The organism is Hansschlegelia beijingensis (assembly GCF_014196425.1).
In the GTDB taxonomy this organism is placed as follows: domain Bacteria; phylum Pseudomonadota; class Alphaproteobacteria; order Rhizobiales; family Methylopilaceae; genus Methylopila; species Methylopila beijingensis.
The window spans coordinates 692,458-710,798 of record NZ_JACIDR010000002.1 but is presented as its reverse complement, the minus strand read 5'-3'; the positions used below and the strand labels follow the sequence as shown (position 1 = coordinate 710,798).

Annotated in this window: 11 protein-coding genes; 4 read left to right on the top strand and 7 right to left on the bottom strand. The window is 71.7% G+C overall.

Features of this window, described 5'->3' with window-relative positions; translation table 11 throughout:
* Positions 1 to 152: 152 nt before the first annotated feature.
* From GGR24_RS09810 to GGR24_RS09800, 3 genes are all read right to left on the bottom strand, one after another.
* Positions 153 to 1,538 (bottom strand): aldehyde dehydrogenase family protein, encoded by a 1,386-nt coding sequence (locus tag GGR24_RS09810; RefSeq protein ID WP_183395144.1) that lies wholly within the window; start codon positions 1,536 to 1,538, stop codon positions 153 to 155.
* Positions 1,539 to 1,777: 239 nt separating this feature from the next.
* On the bottom strand, positions 1,778 to 3,142 hold the full coding sequence (locus tag GGR24_RS09805; RefSeq protein ID WP_183395143.1) for a glutamine synthetase family protein: 1,365 nt from the start codon (positions 3,140 to 3,142) through the stop codon (positions 1,778 to 1,780).
* A gap of 69 nt (positions 3,143 to 3,211) precedes the next feature.
* Positions 3,212 to 4,714 carry an amino acid permease gene (locus GGR24_RS09800; protein WP_183395142.1) on the bottom strand — a complete coding sequence of 501 codons (1,503 nt, stop codon included), beginning with the start codon at positions 4,712 to 4,714 and terminating at the stop codon, positions 3,212 to 3,214.
* Between the two features lie 156 nt (positions 4,715 to 4,870).
* On the opposite strand from GGR24_RS09800, the gene GGR24_RS09795 reads away from it, so the two are divergent.
* Positions 4,871 to 5,776, top strand: a complete 906-nt coding sequence (locus GGR24_RS09795; protein ID WP_246398286.1) for a MurR/RpiR family transcriptional regulator — start codon at positions 4,871 to 4,873, stop codon at positions 5,774 to 5,776.
* A gap of 10 nt (positions 5,777 to 5,786) precedes the next feature.
* On the opposite strand, the gene GGR24_RS09790 is transcribed toward GGR24_RS09795, so the two are convergent.
* Positions 5,787 to 6,563, bottom strand: coding sequence for an SRPBCC family protein (locus GGR24_RS09790; protein ID WP_183395141.1), 777 nt, complete (start codon positions 6,561 to 6,563; stop codon positions 5,787 to 5,789).
* A gap of 135 nt (positions 6,564 to 6,698) precedes the next feature.
* On the opposite strand from GGR24_RS09790, the gene GGR24_RS09785 reads away from it, so the two are divergent.
* Positions 6,699 to 7,388, top strand: coding sequence for a fumarylacetoacetate hydrolase family protein (locus GGR24_RS09785; RefSeq protein ID WP_183395140.1), 690 nt, complete (start codon positions 6,699 to 6,701; stop codon positions 7,386 to 7,388).
* 50 nt (positions 7,389 to 7,438) lie between these two features.
* Here the strand turns inward: GGR24_RS09785 and murA are convergent, their stop codons facing one another.
* The 3 genes from murA to GGR24_RS09770 form a co-directional block, all read right to left on the bottom strand.
* Positions 7,439 to 8,728 carry a UDP-N-acetylglucosamine 1-carboxyvinyltransferase gene (gene murA / locus GGR24_RS09780; RefSeq protein ID WP_183395139.1) on the bottom strand — a complete coding sequence of 430 codons (1,290 nt, stop codon included), beginning with the start codon at positions 8,726 to 8,728 and terminating at the stop codon, positions 7,439 to 7,441.
* Positions 8,729 to 8,850: 122 nt separating this feature from the next.
* A complete protein-coding gene (locus GGR24_RS09775; RefSeq protein WP_183395138.1) occupies positions 8,851 to 9,033 on the bottom strand; it encodes a hypothetical protein in 183 nt (60 codons plus the stop codon).
* An 8-nt stretch (positions 9,034 to 9,041) separates the two neighbouring features.
* The gene (locus tag GGR24_RS09770) at positions 9,042 to 10,868 is read right to left on the bottom strand and encodes a hypothetical protein (RefSeq protein WP_183395137.1); all 1,827 of its coding nucleotides are present in this window, start codon (positions 10,866 to 10,868) and stop codon (positions 9,042 to 9,044) included.
* A 134-nt stretch (positions 10,869 to 11,002) separates the two neighbouring features.
* Between GGR24_RS09770 and GGR24_RS09765 the strand changes: the two genes are divergently transcribed.
* Entirely contained in the window at positions 11,003 to 16,201 is a 5,199-nt protein-coding gene (locus GGR24_RS09765) for an alpha-2-macroglobulin family protein (RefSeq protein WP_183395136.1), read from the top strand.
* Positions 16,198 to 18,258 carry a penicillin-binding protein 1C gene (gene pbpC, locus GGR24_RS09760; protein WP_183395135.1) on the top strand — a complete coding sequence of 687 codons (2,061 nt, stop codon included), beginning with the start codon at positions 16,198 to 16,200 and terminating at the stop codon, positions 18,256 to 18,258. Before GGR24_RS09765 ends, pbpC begins: the two co-directional genes overlap by 4 nt.
* Positions 18,259 to 18,341: the final 83 nt, after the last annotated feature.

The following is an 18,341-nucleotide window of genomic DNA, read 5'->3' as shown; positions in this document are numbered from 1 at the left end:
CGGACGTTCGTCTGCGTCGGTCGCTCCGGAAATCCTCCGCCGTCATCCTCCGGCCTGACCGGAGGATCCATGCCGGGCGTGGAGCGCTACGCCGTCGATGGGTCCTCCGGACAAGCCGGAGGACGACGAGCCTCATTCGAAGCCGCGCCGGATCATCGGGCCTCGCGCAGGTGAAAACTCTTTGGCCGCGTCAGGAGCTGAAAGCCGATCTCGGAGAGCGAGGCCCCGCGCCCGGTGTCCTTGACGCCGGTCCAGGCCAGCGCCGGATCGAGATAGTCGCACCGGTTCATATAGACCGTGCCCGTCTGGATCCGGTCGCCGAGCGCCTCGGCGACATCCACCTCGCGCGTCCAGATCGACGCGGTGAGGCCATAGGGGCTGTCGTTCATCAGGCGGACGGCCTCGTCATCGTCGCGGACCTTCATGATCCCGACGACCGGCCCGAAGCTCTCCTCGACCATCACGCGCATGGAGTGGTCGACCCCGGTGAGGATCTGCGGCGCCAGATAGGGCGTGCCCTCGCGGTCCGCCGGGAAGGCCTTGGGATCGAGATGCGCCTTCGCGCCCTTCTGGAGCGCCTCGCGCGTCTGCGACCGCACCGTTTCGGCGAAGCGCGCGGCGGACATGGGCCCGAGGGTGGTGGCGTCGTCGAGGGGGTTTCCGAGCACGTATCTGGAGGTCAGCTCCACCGCGCCCGCGACGAAGCGGTCGTAGAGGCTCTCGTGCACGTAGATGCGCTCGACCCCGCAGCAGCACTGGCCCGAATTGTAGAACGCGCCGTCGACGATGTTCTCGATGGCGAAGTCGAGGTCGGCGTCCGCGCGCACATAGGCGGGGTCCTTGCCGCCAAGCTCAAGCCCCAGGCTCGTGAAGGTCCCGGCCGCCGCCTTCTCGACGGCGCGGCCGCCCGCCACCGAGCCGGTGAAGTTGATGTGGTCGAAGGCGCCGGCGGCGATCAGGGCGCCGGCCTGCTCGTGGTCGAGCACCACGTTGCGGAACAGGCCCTTCGGAAGGTCGGCCTTGTCCATCGCCTCCTGAAAGCGCTCGCCGACCAGGATGGTCTGGGCGGCGTGCTTCAGTAGCACGGCGTTGCCGGCGATGAGCGCGGGCACGATCGTGTTCACGGCCGTCAGGAACGGGTAGTTCCAGGGCGCGATCACGAACACCAGGCCGAGCGGCGTGCGCTTGATCATGCGCCGGAAGCCGGGCTTCGGCTCCGGAACGATCGGCGCGAGCGACGCCTCCGCGGTCGCGACGCAGTGCTTCACCCGCTCCTCCACGCCGCGCATCTCGCCCCCGAACCGAACGGGGCGCCCCATCTGCAGCGCGAGCTCGGGGATGATCTGCTGATTGAGGCCCAGCAGCGCGTCGAGGAAGACGAGCATCTTGCGCCCGCGCTCGGCGATTGGGACTTCGGCCCATTCAAGCTGGGCGCGCCGCGCATCGGCGAGAATCGCCTCCATCGCAGCGGCGGACTCGGTCGGCCGGCGGGCCAGTTCGCGGCCGTCGACGGGAGAGATGCAGATCTGGTCGGTCATCGATGTCACCTGTCGGTCCCGCCGAAGGGAAGCCGTCATCCCGGCGACGGAGAGAGAGCCGGGATCGTTGTCAGAACTATGCCCGTCATGGTCCGGCCTGACCGGACCATCCAGCTCAAGGGTCGAGGTCTACGCCCGAGGCGGGTCCTTCGGTCAAGCCGGAGGACGACGGCGGTTTCTCGTGCGCCTCTCCGCAGAGGGATCTCAGATCGGCGCGCCGCGCCCTCCGGGGTGGCGCTTCAGATGATCTCAAAATACCGCTCCAGCTCCCAATCGGTGATGGCCTTGTTGAACTCGCGCTGCTCCCAGTCGCGGGTCGCGGCCCAGTGCTCCACGAAAGCCTCGCCGAACAGCTCCTTCGCCGGCGCCGACGCAGCGAACCGGGCGGCGGCCTCGCCAAGCGAGCGCGGCAGGGCCCGTTCGGGCGCATGCCGAAGGGCGTAGGCGTTGCCCTCGATGGCGGAATCCGGCTCGATCCGGTTCTCGATGCCCCACAGCCCGGAGCCGATGGCGGCCGCGAGCGCCACGTATGGATTGATGTCGGCCGCCGCCACCCGGTACTCGACGCGCTGGCTCTTCGGCGATCCGGGAATGACCCGCAGCGCGCAGGTCCGGTTCTCGACGCCCCAGGTGGCGTCGGTCGGCGCCCAGAAGCCCGGGATCAGCCGCGTGTAGGAATTCACCGTCGGCGACACCATCGCGAGCAGATCGGGCATGAGGTGCTGCTGCCCGCCCACGAACCAGCGCATGGCGTCGGACATCGCGTGCGCGCGGCCTTCCTCGTGGAAGACGGAGCCGCCGTCGTCGCTCTGGAGCGAAACGTGGATATGGCCGGACTGGCCCGGCCAGTCCTTCGACCATCTGGCCATGAAGGTCGCCATCAGGCCGCGGCGCTGGGCGAGGACCTTGGTGAAGGTCTTGAACAGCACGGCCCGGTCCGCAGCCTCGAGCGCGTCCGAAACCTCGATCGCGGCCTCCAGCACGCCCGGCCCGGTCTCCGTGTGCAGCCCCTCGATCGGCATCCGCATGTCCGCGCAGAGCTTCAGCAGCTCGGCGTAGAACTCGGCGTGCACGCCCGAGCGCAGCACGGAATAGCCGAAGAAGCCGGGCGTCATCGGCGTCAGGCCGGCATAGCGTTTGTCCCGGACGGAATGCGGCGTCTCCTCGAACAGGAAGAACTCGAACTCGACCGCCGACTTCACCTTGAAACCCATGCCCGAGGCCCGGTCGAGCACGCGCCGCAGCGTTCCGCGCGGGCAGACCTCCTCGGCGCGCCCGGCGAACTCGCCGAGAACGAAGAGCATCTCGCCTTCCAGCGGCAGGTCGCGCGCCGTCTCCGGAAGCACCCGGACCGCGGCGTCCGGATAGGCCGTGTGCCAGCCGGTGAGGCTGACATTGTCGTAGAGCTGGTCGTTGGAGTCCCAACCCAGCACGACGTCGCAGAAGCCGAAGCCGTTCTCGAGAGCCGAGGCGAACTTGTCGCGGCTCATATACTTGCCGCGCAGGATGCCGTCGGCGTCGGCGACGCCGAGCTTGACGTGCGACAGGCCGCGCTTGTCCACCAGCGCGAGGAGGTCCTTGGCGGTCGTCTCCGCTTTGCTCATCTGCTCTCGACAGGTTGGCGAGGAGCCGGCGGCGGATGATCTCCGTCGCCGGCCGGGACGGGTGACGGTTCAGTGCGAGCGGTACTCGGCCTTGCCGCCCGAGAGCGCGAACTCCTCCTCGGGCGACAGCACCAGCTTGTGGCGGCCGACCGCGGCGAAATAGACGATCGCGATGGCGAACCACACCAGCACCCACAGCACGCCCTTGGTGAAGTTCGGGTCCTGGACCTGGTAGCCGAGCGTGACCACCGCGATGACGATGGTCAGGACCGCCCCCGGAACGCCGAGCGGGCTGCGGAACGGCCGTTCGATGTGCGGGCTTCTGCTGCGCAAGAGGATGAACGACACCGCCTGGGCGATGTAGGAGAACATCGCGCCCGACACGGCCATGTTGAGCAGAACGCTGCCGATCGAGGCGCCCGCCTGCTCGGCCCCGAGGGCGAACCAGATCACGAGCATCACCGCGAGCCCGACGATCGAGCCGACGAACATCGCGAGATGCGGCGTCCGGTAGGTGGCGTGCGTGACCGACAGGCCGCGCGGGAAGTAGCCCGCCCGCGACAGCGAGTAGATCTGCCGCCCCTGCGCGTACAGAATCGTGTGGAAGCTCGCGATCAGACCGGTGAGCGCCACGAGCCCCAGCACCACCACGCCGCTGTCGCCGTAGATCGCCCGGAACCCGTCGAGCAGCGGCTCCAGCGACGAGCTCAGCTTGAACGAGCCGACGCCGATCACCGACGGGTTCAGCAGCACGATCATGAAGGCCGAGACCATCAGGGTGATCATGCCCAGGATGATGCCCTTCGGCATGTCGCGTTTCGGGTCGATGGACTCCTCGGCCGCGAGCGGGAGTTGCTCGATCGCGAGGAAAAGCCAGACCGCGAACGGAAGCGTGGCCAGCACGCCCGAGAGGCCGAACGGGAAGAGCTCGCCCCCGCCCTCGGGAAGCTCGACGGCGGCGCCGTCCGGCCCGACCCCGATGTTCAGCGCCCAGCGCGAGAAATCCATGTTGGGGATCGCGCTGAGCCAGAAGAAGACCAGCACGGCGAGCGAGATCAGCGTCACGATCATCGTGACGCGGAACGACAGCTCGAGCCCGAACACGTTGAGCGCCACGAACACGGCGTAGAACGCGATCCAGGTGAGCGGCGAATAGGCCGGATCGAGCCCGAAGATCGCATTCACGTAGGAGGTGATGAAGGTCACCACCACGGCCGGGGTGATGACGTATTCGACGTTCTCGCAGAGGCCGGTGAGGAAGCCTCCCCACGGCCCCATCGCGGTGCGGGCGAACGAATAGGCCGCGCCGGTGTGCGGCAGCGCCGCCGACATCTCGGCGATCGAGAACGTGAGGCCGAGATACATGATCGCGATGATGATCCCGGCGACCAGCATGCCGCCCCAGCCGCCGGTCGAGAAACCGAAGTTCCAGCCCGAGAAATGGCCAGAGATCACGGCGCCGACGCCGAGAGCCCAAAGGCTCGCGACGCCCGCGTAACGCATCAATCCACGCTTTTCGAAGTAGCCGGCGTCTACCGTCTGGTAGGTCACGCCGCGTCCATCTTGCGCCATGAGATGAGCCCCGTTGACGTCGACGGGACGCCCGGCGTGACTCCCCGGGCGAGGCGGCGCGTCCCCCGGCCGCCGGAGGCGGGGTCGACGCCGCCCCTCGTTGGAACGATCGTTCCAGAGAGGTCACGTTTCTGTCAATATGGAATGAACGTGACCATGATTGCGGAGCATGAGACTGCGATGGCGGCGAACGCGGCGACGGCCTTCTCCGGAACCGTCGCGCAGGCTCTTGCGGAGATCATGTCCGGGCTCACGCCGCGCGAACGCCGCGCGGCCGAGCATCTCGCCGCGCATTATCCGGTCGCCGGTCTCGCCCCGATGGCGCGCTTCGCGCGCAGCGCCGGCGTGAGCTCGCAGACGGTGCTGCGGCTGTTGGCCAAGCTCGGCTTCCAAAGCTGGCGCGGCCTGCAGGAGCGGCTCCGCGCGGAGCTCGCCGCCGAACGCGTCTCGCCCCTCGGCCGCTGGACCGCCCACGCGGCGACGGGGCTTCTGGACGGCGACAGGCTGGCGGCTTTCGGGGCGAAGCTCGCGGAGAACGTCGTGGAGGCGTTCCGCGACCTCGACCGCGCCGAGTTCGAGGCGACGGCCCGGCGGCTCGCCGATCCGAAGCGCCATGTGCTGGTCGTGGGCGGGCGCTTCAGCCAGGCGCTGGCCCGGCTGCTCGTCAGACATCTCGAGATCGTCCGCGGCGGGGTGGAGGAGATCGGCTCGCTTTCCGCCACCTGGCCGGACCGGCTGATCGACGTCGGCCGCCGGACCGTGATCGTGGCCTACGACGTGCGCCGCTATCAGCGCGACGTCATCCGGCTGTGCGCCTTCGCGGCGGAGCGTGGCGCCTGGGTCGTGCTGCTGACCGATTCAGCGAATGCTCCGGCCGCCGCGCACGCCAATGCGACGCTGGTGGGCGCCACCGAAAGCGCCGGAGCCTGGGACTCCTTTGCGAGCCTGCTGGCGGTCACGGAGGCGCTGGTCGCCCGCGCCACCGAGCTCTCCGGTCCGGAGACAGTCGAACGGCTCGGGCGCCTCGAGCAGATCCGCGCCCGGGTGCTGGGCGTGGAGTGAGGAGGCCGCCTCAGACGGGCGGCGCCTGCCAGACGAAGTAGTAGATCGCGCAGGCGGCGATCACCACGATCGCGGCGACCAGCATGATGCGCCCCATGGCTCCGGAATTCGACGAACCGGGGGGCGTCACCTCGGCGTCGGCGCCGATCGTCTCCGGGTCCGGCGCATCCGGGATCACGCTCGCGGCGGTCGGGTCCGCCGGCAGCCCGGCGCCGATCAGGGCCGCGGAGCCATAGGCGAGCGGCGGCGCGTCGGCGACCGCCGGGGTCTCGGCCGGCTCCTCGTGAACCAGCGGCGGCGCCTCCGCGAGCGGCGCCTCGGCTGCGGCCGGCGCCGCGGCGGCGGGCGCCTGCGCCAGCCGCTCCGCCAGCCGCTCGAAGAAGGTCTCTGCGGTCTTGCGCGCGAAGCCCGTCACCAGCCGGGCGCCGAGCTGCGAGATCTTGCCGGTGAGATCGGCTTGCGCGGCGTAGCTCACGACGGTCTCGCCGGCCTCTTCCTTCAGCGTCACCTCGGCCCGCCCCTTGGCCGAGCCGGCCGAGCCGCCGTCGCCCTCGCCCAGAAGCGTGAAGCGCTCCGGAGCGGTCACGTCCGCGCGGGTGACGGAGCCGGCGAAATCGCCCTTGATCGGCCCGATCTTAGCCGACAGCGCGCCCTCGAAGACGTCCTCGGAGCTCCTCTCCAGCCGCTCGCAGCCCGGCAGGCAGTCCTTCAGGATCGCAGGATCGCTGAGCGCCGCCCAGACTGTGGCGCGCGGCGCCGGGATGCGGTGGGAGCCTGAAATGTCCATGAGACCGTCGTGTCTGCCGCGGGAGCGCCTGTTCTAGGGCGCGCCCCCGATGCCGGTCCAGTGGGGGCGCGAAGATCATGGCTTTGCGACGCGCCGCGGCCGCCGCATGGTGCGGGCGGAATCCGGAGCCCAACCATGACGTCTTACGTGTTTCCCCCGCCCCAGCAGCCCGCCGTCGCCGTGCTGGGAACCTCTTCGCTGTTCCCCGCGCGGCGGGTCTATTGCGTGGGGCGCAACTACGCCGCCCACGCCGTGGAGATGGGCCACGACCCGAACCGGGAGCCGCCGTTCTTCTTCATGAAGACGCCGGACGCGCTGCTGCCGGACGGGGCGACCTTTCCCTACCCGACCGAGACATCGGACGTGCACCACGAGATCGAGATGGTGGTGGCGCTGGAGAAAGGCGGCCGGGACGTCCCCGAGGCCGACGCGCTCGACCTCGTATTCGGCTACGGCGTCGGCATCGACTTCACCCGGCGCGATCTGCAGGCCGAGGCGAAGAAGCTCGCGCGGCCCTGGGAGGTCGGCAAGGCCTTCGACCACGCGGCGCCCTGCGGGCCGCTCGCCCGCGCGGCCGAGATCGGCCATCCGGCGAAGGGCGCCGTGACGCTCGACGTCAATGACGAGCGCCGCCAGACCGGCGACCTCGACCAGCTGATCTGGACCGTCCCGGAAATGATCGCCTATCTGTCGCGCCTGTTCGAGCTCGCGCCCGGCGACCTGATCTTCACCGGGACGCCCGCGGGCGTCGGCCCGGTCGCGCGCGGCGACCGGCTGCACGGACGGGTCGAAGGCGTCGGCGAGCTACGCGTGACGGTCGGCTGAGTCGACGCGGGCGCGTCGCCGGTTCGCGCTCCGGCGATGCGCCTTTGCGGTCAGCTCGACAGCCGCTCGATGGTCGCGCCGCAGCGAGAAAGCTTGGCCTCGAGCCGCTCGAAGCCGCGGTCGAGGTGGTAGACGCGATTCACGATCGTCTCGCCCTCGGCCGCAAGCCCTGCGATCACGAGCGAGACCGAGGCCCGGAGGTCGGTGGCCATCACGGGCGCGCCGGTCAGCTTCTCGACGCCTTCGATCACGGCGGTGTCGCCGTCGAGATGGATTTTGGCGCCGAGCCTCACGAGCTCCTGCACATGCATGAAGCGGTTCTCGAAGATCGTCTCGGTGATCGACGAGGAGCCCTTGGCCTTGGCCGTGAGCGCCATCAGCTGCGCCTGCAGATCGGTCGGAAAGCCCGGGAACGGCGCGGTCGTGACCCGCACCGGGGCGACGCCATGGCCGTTGCGGGCGACCCGGACGCCTTCGTTGGTGGTCGAGATCTCGGCGCCGGCCTCGACCAGAACGTCGAAGGCGGACTCCAGCAGATCATGCCGCGCGCCCTCGAGCACGACGTCGCCGCCGGCCATCGCGACCGCGATCGCGTAGGTGCCGGTCTCGATCCTGTCAGGCAGCACCCGGTGACGGGCGGCGCCGAGCGAGCCGACGCCCTCGATGCGGACAACGGAGCCGCCGGCGCCTTCGATCTTCGCGCCCATCTTGATCAGGCAGTCGGCCAGATCCACGATCTCGGGCTCGCGCGCCGCGTTGTGGATCACGGTCTCGCCGCGCGCCAGCGCCGCGGCCATCAGCACGACATGGGTCGCGCCGACCGACACTTTCGGGAAGTCGACGCGGCCGCCGACGAGACCCTTCGGGGCCTTGGCCAGCACATAGCCGCGGTCGATCTCGATCTCGGCGCCGAGCGCCCTGAGGCCGGACAGGAAGAAGTCGACGGGCCGCGTGCCGATCGCGCAGCCGCCGGGCAGCGAGACCTTCGCCTCGCCCATCCGGGCCAGCAGCGGGCCGAGCACCCAGAAGCTCGCCCGCATCCGGGAGACGAGGTCATAGGGGGCGGTGGTGTCGACGATCTCGCGCGCGGTGAGCCGCACCGTGTCGCCGGTGAATTCATCCTGCGCCGGCCGCTTGCCCTCGACCGTGACCTCGGCGCCGTGATTGCCGAGAATGCGCTTGAGCAGCGCGACGTCGGCGAGCCGCGGGACGTTCTCGAGCGTCAGCGTCTCGGGCGTGAGCAGGCTCGCGATCATCAGCGGCAGGGCCGCGTTCTTGGCGCCGGAGATGGGGATGCGGCCGAACAGCGGCGCGCCGCCGACAATGCGGATGCGGTCCATGGAGCCTCCTCGGGGGCGGCGCGACGACCAGTCAGACGCGGCCAGCTTTCCGCGGCCGGGGGGCAGCCGCAGGTATCGCGGTCTAGCTTATGCGCGCCTGCCGCACAACGCGGCGCGCCCGATCAGGTCGCGGAGCCGCCCTGCGGATCCGGCCGCTCCCGCTTGGCTCGTTCCGGAGCCTTCCGTTTCTTGAGGTTCTCGCGCAGCGCCGCGGCCAGGCGCTCGCGGCGCTCCGCCTCACGGGCGGCGGCCTCGGCGCCACGGCCGGGCTGACGTCTGGCGGAAGGCGAATCGGAATCCGGCATCTGGCCCTTCATTCAGCGGTTCTGCGCCCGGAGACGATCTCGAAAGCCCGCAGCTTCGCGTCAGGCCCGAGGTCGACCGGCCGCAGCCAGGACGGCGTGTCGCCCGAAAGCAGCATCGCCGAGAACCCGTCCGGATGCGCTTTCGCGTTCGGCCTCACGCCGGCGTCCACCGTGCAGACGACGACATAATCCGCGCCACGCGACAACGCCACCGCGCGCGCGGTCTCCTCGCTGCCCTGGAAGGCCTCGAGCTCGGCCATCATGCCATCGACGTTCCGGTGGTACGGCGCGCCGACCACCGCGTGAGGCGAGAAGGCGAGGATGAACGGGCCGGTGTCGATCGTGTTCAGCGCGAGCCCGGGGGTGAGCCGCCGAAGCGCCCGATAGTCCGCCGCGGGGCAGCCGGTGAAGGACAGCCGCTGATTCTCGAGCGACGGCAGGCCGGCGGCCGCCGCGATCTGCAGGCCGATGATCGTCAGCGTCACCGGAGCGAAGGCGATGAGGGCGAGGATCGCCCGGGCGCGACCGCCGCGCCGCGCGAGGGCGAGCACCGGCAGAGGCAGGAAGGGCGCGCCGAGCGCGAAGACGAGGCTCGCGCCGCGGATCTGCCAGGCCGTCACCGCAAGCGCTGCGGCGAACATCGCCGCGGCGGTCCAGATTCGCCAGCGCGCGTCGCTCGACGCCGACCGCACGGACCAGACGGCCCAGCCCACGATCAGGATCAGCGCCAGCAGGGCCGGTCCGACGGCGAGCGCCGAGGTCGGCCCGGCGATCGTGGCCGAGACGACGTTCTGTGCCTCCTGGACGTTCGCGAGCCAGTCGGTCCTCAGCTTCTCCGGCAGCGAGCCATACGGCGAGGCGAGGCAGTTGGGCGCCGAGGCGACGAGGGCGCCGAGGACCGCCGCGCCCACCGCGCCGAGCGCCGCGAACCTGGAGGCGGCCCCTCCCTGCACGGCGGTCGCCGCGAGGGCGAGGCCGAGGCCGCCCGCCAGAGCGACCGCGAGGTGGCCACGCCCGATCGTGTCGCAGACCGGCGCGCTCCAGCTGGCCGGCGATAGCGTCAGCAGCGCGACGCCGAAGACGCCCGCAGCGAAGACCAGCCCGAACAACCGCGCTCCCCGCGCGACGCCCGGGTCGTCCGTGAAGGCCCAGCGCAGGGCGATCACCGCCGCGCAGGCGGCGACATGCGGCGCCGTCTCCATGCCGATCGCCATCATGAGTGCGGCGCAGAGCCCGGCGCCGACGGCCGCGCGGGCCGAGCGGTCGATCCTCAATGCGCAGGCGAGCAGGCCGAGCGCCAGAGCGAGCTGCGCTCCGTGATGGTCGAGCGCGCCGGGCGCGAAGCGCACCGTGACGCCCGGCGACATCACGGCCATGAAGGCGCCCAGCGCCGCCGCCTGCGGGCCGCCGAGGCTCCGCGCCGCGGACGCCACCGCGAGCAGGGCCGGCAGCAGGAGCAGAAGCGGCCACGCGATCAGCGTCGCCGTGAGCGCGAGATCCGGCGGCAGCAGGCGCTCGGCCGCGGCGAGGATCAGCGCGATCGGGAGATCGACGACGCGCGACCAGTGCATCGCGACGCCCTCGGGCGGGTTCAGCCGATGCTGCGCGAGGTCGAACCAGCTCTGGCCCGCAAGCAGATCCCTCACCTCCGCGAGCCGCATCGCGTCGTCGGTCGAAAGCTGGTCCATGACCGCCGGATAGGCGCTGAAGGCGGTCGCCAGGGCGAACATCACCCAGATGAAGACGATGAGCGGAACGCCGGCGCCCTCGAACAGCGCTCTCGAGCCCGGACGCCGGACGATCGCAGAACCACCCGGCGCGTGCGCCATCGCCATGCCAGTCGCCCCCGAGATGCTCCCGTCAGGCGTCATCGCACGGCGGCCCTTAGGAACGCGTGAATCGCGCGACGTGATTTCGCGCCGACCCCGTGCGGGTCTATGCTCTTCTTCAAAAGGTCGGGGGGGTCGGGATGACCACGCGCGCGCTCGTGAGCTGGATCGCAAGGGCCGCCTCCTCGGCGGCGCTGGCGCTGGTCCTTTCCTGCGGCCCCGGCTGGGCCGAGCCCGCCAATCCCTTCCAGAACACGATCGCGAATGAAAGCGCGGTCAAGCTCGAGGCGCGCCTCAAGCGGGAGGCGCAGTCGGAGGCGCGGCCGGTCGCGGAGCTCATCAAGCAGGGCGTGGCCCAGATCCGCGCCGGAAGCTGGCGCGAGGCCGCGGTCACGATGGCGCTCGCGGCCGGCAAGGATCCGCGCAATGAACAGGCGTGGCGCAATCTCTCGGTCGCGCTGACGCGGGTCGAGACCGACGACTATTCGGAGAAGGAGACGCTGCGCGAGCAGGCGGTCGGGGCCGGCTGGCGCGCCTATGAGCTGGCCGCCGATCCGAAGGCGCGCGCCCGCGCGCTCGCGGTCCTGGCCAACGCCTTCGCGGCGCGCGAGGACTGGCGGCCGGCGCTCGACGCCTACAAGGCGAGTCTTGCGCTCGCGGACAGCTCCGACGCGCGCAACGCCTATGAGGCGATGCGCGCCGAGCACGGCTTCCGCGTCATCGACTATTCGGTCGATTCCGACGCCGCGGCGCCGCGCGCCTGCATCCAGTTCTCCGAAGACCTCGCCAAGGGCCGCGTGGATTTCGCCCCCTATGTCGCGCTGAAAGGCGTCGACGCGCCGGCCGTCACGGCCGACGGCCAGCAGCTCTGCGTCGACGGCCTGAAGCACGGCGAGACTTACGATCTCACCGTGCGTTCCGGCCTGCCCTCGGATGTCGACGAGCCGCTCGCGGCCGCGAAGGACTTCCACATCTATGTCCGCGACCGCGCGCCGTCGGTGCGCTTCACCGGCCGCAACTACGTGCTGCCCTCGACCGGCCAGCAGGGCGTGCCGGTCGTCTCCACCAATGTGGACGCCGTCTCGGTCGAGATCTTCCGCATCGGCGACCGCAGCCTGGCGCAGTCGGTCGTGTCCGGCGATTTCCAGAAGCAGCTCAGCGGGTCCGACCTCGACACGCTGAGGGACGACGCCGCCGCTTCCGTCTACAGCGGCGAGCTTGCGGTCGAGCGTCAGCAGAACCTCGACGTCGTCACCGCTTTCCCGATCTCCGAAGCGGCGCCGAAACTCTCGCCCGGCGTCTATGTGATGGCCGCCCGGCCGAAGAACGCAGCCGAACCCGAGCCCTGGGACGCTCGGGCGACCCAATGGTTCGTGGTCTCCGACCTCGGCCTCACGGCGGTCTCGGGCTCGGACGGCGTGAAGGCCTTCGCGCGCTCGCTCGCCAGCGCCGGTCCGCTCGAGGGCGTCGAGATCAGGCTTGTCGCGCGGAACAACGACGTGCTGGCGACGCGCACGACCGACGCCGCCGGCTTCGCGACCTTCGAACCGGGCCTGACGCGCGGAACGGGCGGGCAGGCGCCGGCGGTGCTGATCGCCTCCGCCCGGGAGGACTATGGCTTCCTCGACCTGACGCGACCGGGCTTCGACCTCTCCGACCGCGGGGTCGGCGGGCGCGACGCCCCGGGGCCGCTGGACGCGCAGGTTTTCGCCGAGCGCGGCGTCTACCGGCCTCGCGAGACCGTGCATCTCACGGCCCTGCTGCGCGACGACCGGGGCTCCGCCGTTGACGGGCTTCCGCTCACGCTCGTCGTCAAGCGTCCCGACGGCGTCGAGGACCGCCGCGTCGTCACCTCCGACGCCGGGGCGGGCGGCCGAACGCTCGACGTGCCGCTGATCGATCAGGCCATTCAGGGGACATGGCGGGTCGAAGCGCTGGCGGACGCCAAGGGCGGACCGATCGGCGCGACGAGCTTCCTCGTCGCCGACTATGTCCCCGAGCGGCTCGATCTCAGGCTCGACACGGCATCGGCCGAACTCGGCGCTGCGGGAGCGACCATCTCGGTCGACGGCCGCTGGCTCTACGGCGCGCCGGCCGCCGATCTCGCGATCGAAGGCGACGTCACGCTGCGCGTGCGGAACTCCGGCGCGCCCGGCTTCGAGGGCTACCGCTTCGGCCTCTCCGACGAGGTGGTCGCCCCACAGCGCACGCCGATCGACGGCCTCCCGCGGACCGACGCAAACGGCCGCGCGACGGTCCGCGTGACCGAGCCGCCCCTGCCCGAGACCACGCGGCCGCTCGAAGCCGAGATCGCGCTGCGGCTGGCGGAGCCTTCGGGGCGGACGCTCGAGCGAAAGCTGGTCCTGCCGGTCGCGGCCTCCGGTCCGCGCATCGGGGTGAAGCCGCTGTTCGCCGACCGCGTCGGCGACGGCGAAACCGCGCGCTTCGACGTGCGCGTCCTTGGGCCCGACGGCAAGGGAGCGGCCGCGCAGGGGCTCGCCTGGCAGCTGGTCCGGATCGAGACGAGCTATCAGTGGTACTCCAGCAATGGGCGCTGGAACTTCGAGACCGTCAATCGCGCCCGCCGCGTCGCGGACGGCAAGCTTGACGTCGCGGCCGACGGCGCGGCGCGGGTTGAGGCCAAGGTGGCCTATGGCCGTTATCGCCTCGAGGTGACCAGTCCGGACCCGCAGGGGCCCGCCACCAGCGTGGCTTTCGACGCCGGCTTCTTCGCCGCCGCCTCGGCCGACACGCCCGACATGATGGACGTCGCGCTCGACAGGCCGAGCTACCGGACGGGCGAGACCGCGACCGTCACCCTGGCCTCCCGCTTCGCCGGCCGCGCCACCGTGATGGTGGTCGGCTCCGGCGTGGTGGATCAGGCGACGCTGGACGTGTCGGAGAAGGGCGGGACGGCGACCTTCGCGGTCACCGACGCGTGGCGGCCCGGGGCCTATGTGGTGACCTTCGTGCACCGTCCGCTCGACGCGAAGGCCAGCCGCATGCCCGGCCGGGCGATCGGCGTCGCGCACGCGCAGATCGACGCCGCCGACCGCACCCTGGGGGTCGCGATCGACGCCCCCGGGCAGGTGGAGCCCCGTCGCTCGCTCGACGTGCCCGTGCGACTGACGAACCTCGCGGCCGGCGAGAAGGCCTACGTGACGCTCGCGGCGGTCGACGTCGGGATCTTGAACCTGACGGGCTACAAGCCGCCGGCCCCGGACGAGGCGGTCTACGGCCAGCGCAAGCTCGCGACCGAGATCCGCGACCTCTATGGGCAGTTAATCGACGGCATGGGGGCGAAGGCCGGCAAGATCCGCTCGGGCGGCGACGGCGCCGGCGCGGGCGGGTTGCAGGACACGCCGACCCAGCCGCCGCTGGCGCTGTTCTCCGGGCTCGTGCCTGTCGGCCCTGGCGGCGAGGCCGTCATTCCGATCGAGCTGCCGGCGTTCAACGGGACGGTCAGGCTGATGGCCATCGCTTGGTCAGCCGGCAAGCTCGGCCATGCCTCGAAGGATCTCGTGGTCGCCGACCCGGTGGTGGCGACAACGGCCCTGCCGCGCTTTCTGGCCGACGGCGATTCCTCGCGGCTGAGGCTCGATCTCGACAACGTCTCCGGCCCCGCAGGCGACTATCAGGTCGACGTCGCGGTCTCCGGCCCGCTCTCCGCCTCCGCCGCCTCGAAGAAGCTCACGCTGGCGGCCAAGGCGCGCGGGACGATCGAGGTCCCGCTCGCGGCGCGCGGCGTCGGCCCTGCGCGGATCGACGTCACGCTCAAGGGGCCTGACGGGCGCACGCTGGCGCAGGCGCTCGCGCTCGACGTCAAGCCCGCCGCCACGCCGGTGACGCGACGCAGCGTCATCGCCCTCGCCGAGGGCGCGAGCGTGACCGTGTCTCGCGACACCCTCGCCGACATCATTCCCGGGACAGGTTCGGTCGCGCTGACCGTCGGCAAGCCCGGCATGCTCGACGCCGCGACCTTCAAGCTGGCGCTCGACGGCTACCCCTACGCCTGCTCGGAACAGCTCTCGAGCCGGCTGCTGGCGCTCGCCTATGGCGACGAGCTCGGGCTCTCGGGCGCCGCGCCCGAGGAGGTGAAGGCGCGCGCGTCGGAGATGATCGAGCGCATCCTGTCGCGCCAGGACGCCAACGGATCCTTCGGCATGTGGTCCGCGGAGGGCGGCGACCTCTGGCTCGACGCCTATGTCACCGACGCGCTCGGCCGGGCGCGAGCGGCGGGCTTCCCCGCCTCGGACCGCGCCTTCAGCCAGGCGCTCGACAACCTTCGCAACGCTATCGGCGTGCGGCAGGATTCGACCGAAAGCGACGTCGCCTACGCCTATTACGTGCTGGCCAAGCAGGGTCGCCCGCTGCTGGGCGACCTGCGCTACCTGGCCGACGTCAAGATCGAGGAGTTCGCGAGCCCCCTCGCCCGCGCGCAGATCGGCGCGGCGCTCGCGCAGGCCGGCGACTTCGCCCGCGCCAGGAAGGCTTTCGCGGCGGCCGAGATCAACCCGCCGGACGACGCCGCCCGCGCCGACTTCGGATCGGTGCTCCGGGATCGCGCCGGGATCGTGGCGCTCGCGGCGGAGAACCGCATCGACGCCCTCGCCTCGCCCGCCGCCATTCGCGGGATCATGACCGCGCGCAGCGGCCGCGAGGTTCTGACCACGCAGGAGAACGCCTGGCTGCTGCTCGCCGCGCGCGCGCTGAAGGCCCGGAGCGCCGATCTCACGCTGACCGTCGATGGCGCCCCCCACAAGGGCGCGCTCGAGGCGACCTTCACGCCCGCGCGTCTCGCGGCCGCGGCCTCGACCGTGACCAACGCCGGCCGGACGCCGCTGGAGGCGGTGGTGACCGTTAAGGGCGCGCCCGCCTCGCCCGAGCCGCCGGCCGAGAACGGCTTCCACCTCGAGCGGCGTTTCTACACGTCCGCCGGCGTCGAGGTGGATCCGTCGCGGGTGGCCCAGAACACGAGGCTCGTCGCGGTGCTCACCGTGACCGAGGCGGAGCCCCGGCCTGGCCGGGTGCTGCTCGTCGACCGGCTGCCGGCCGGCTTCGAGATCGACAATCCGGCGCTGGTGACGAGCGCGAGCTCCGACGCCTTCGCGTTCCTCGGAGACGCGCCGCAACCGACGCATTCCGAATTCCGCGACGACCGCTTCGTCGCGGCGTTCGACCGGGAGGCGGACGCGCCCGTCGTCTACACGGCCGCCTATGTGGTGCGCGCCGTCGCGCCCGGCCGCTACGCGCAGCCGGCCGCCACGGTCGAGGACATGTATCGGGCCGAGCGCTTCGCTCGCACCGGCGTCGGCGTCGTGGAGGTGACCACGAAGTGAGACTGCGCCGGATCGCGGCCGCGGCGTCGCTCCTCGCGCTGGTCGCAGCCGGCGCGGCGGCGATCAGCCTCGGCTCGATCCCTGCGCCGCAGCCCGGCCGCTCCGCACTGCTGTCGACGCTCGTGCTCGATCGTGAGGGGCGACTGCTGCGGCCCTTCGCGGCCGCCGACGGGGCCTGGCGGCTGCCGGTCGAGCGATCCGAGGTCGACCCGCGCTTCCTGAGGATGCTGCTCGCCTATGAGGACAAGCGCTTCTTCGCTCATCCGGGCGTCGACCCGCTGGCGGCGCTCAGGGCGGCCTGGCAGGCGGCGCGTTCGGGCGGGATCGTCTCGGGCGGCTCCACGCTCACCATGCAGGTCGTCCGGCTTCTGACGCCCGATCGCTCGCGGACGCTTCCGCGGAAATGGCGCGAGGCGGGCGCCGCGCTCGCGCTGGAGCGGGAGGCTGGCAAGACCGGCGTGCTCGACCTCTATCTGCGGCTCGCGCCGTATGGCGGAAATCTGGAGGGGGTGCGGGCCGCGAGCCTCGCCTTCTTCGGCAAGGAGCCCGCGCGGCTTTCGATCGCGGAGGCCGCGCTCCTCGTCGCCATCCCTCAGTCGCCAGAGGCCAGGCGGCCGGACCGCGACCGGGCCGCCGCCAAGGCCGCGCGCGACCGCGTGCTGGCACGGCTCGCCGCCGCCGGCGTGATCTCCACGGCCGAAGCGGACCACGCCAGCGCCGAGCCTGTCCCGAACGGGCGCCGGGAGTTCCCGAACCTCGCGCCCCATGTGGCGGAAGTCGCGGCGGCCCGCGCGGGCGCCGGCGCGGTGGCCCGGCTCACCGTCAGGCATGATCTGCAGCGTTCGCTCGAAGATCTCGCGCGCGAGCGCGCCCGCGCTCTCGGCCCCGGCCTGTCGGTGGCGATCGTGGCGGCCGACGTGGCGACCGGCGCGATCGAAGCCTCGGTGGGCTCGGCGGATTACTTCGACGCGACCCGCGCCGGCGCGCTCGACCAGACGCGGGCGGTGCGATCGCCGGGCTCGGCGCTGAAGCCGTTCATCTACGCGCTCGCCTTCGAGAACGGGCTCGCCGCCCCCGCGACCCTGATCGAGGACCGGCCGGCGCGCTTCGGCGATTACGCTCCGCGCAACTTCGACCAGGCGTTTCATGGCACGGTGAGCGCCGCCGAGGCGCTAGCGCTGTCGCTCAACATCCCCGCGGTGGCTTTGCTCGAGGCGGTCGGGCCGGCGCGTTTCGTGGCCCGCCTCCGCGCGGCCGGCGCGACGGTCGCGCTGCCGGCAGGCGAGACCCCGGGCCTTGCGGTCGCGCTCGGCGGCGTCGGCGTCCGCCTCATCGACCTCGCGACGCTCTATGCGGGGCTTGCGCGCGGCGGCGCGACGACCCCGCTCACCGTGAACCCCGGCGAACTCGCCGACGCGGCGGCGCCCGGTCGCAGGCTGGTCGACCCGGTCGCAGCCGCGCAGGTCGCCCAGGCGCTCCTCAAGAGCCCGCCGCCCGAAGCCGCGCTGGGCGGAAGGCTCGCCTTCAAGACCGGGACCTCCTACGGCTATCGCGACGCATGGGCGGTGGGCTTCGACGGCCGCCGCGTCATCGCCGTCTGGGCGGGACGGCCGGACGGCGCCTCCAGCTCGGGCCTTGTGGGCCGGGAGGCCGCGGCCCCGATCCTGTTCGACGCCTTCGCGCGCGCCGGGGCGGCGATCGCGCCGCTTGCGCCACCGCCCGACGGCGCGGCGCTGACGCTATCCGAGCTTCCGCCGCCGCTGCGGCGCTTCCGTCCCGCCGGAGAGCCGCCGCCGGTCCTCGGCGTTCGCGAGGCCGCGCCGCTCGCGGTCGCCTTCCCGCCCGACGGCGCGCGCGTCGAGGTCGAGCCCGGCGCCGAACTCGCCCTCAAGGCGGCGGGCGGAACGCCTCCGTTTCGCTGGCTGGTGGACGGCCGGCCGCTGCCTCCGGAGCGCCGCCGCGAGACGCTGTGGCCCGTCGCCGGCTCGGGCTTCTCGCGCGTCACGGTGATGGACGCGTCCGGCGCGACCGCCTCGGCCAGCGTCCGCGTGAACTGAATCGAGGAGCGCCCGCTCCGCCACGGCTTGATTTTTGCTCCTGCGAGCCTGATATCCCGCGCCTCCCCTGGATGTGACTGCTG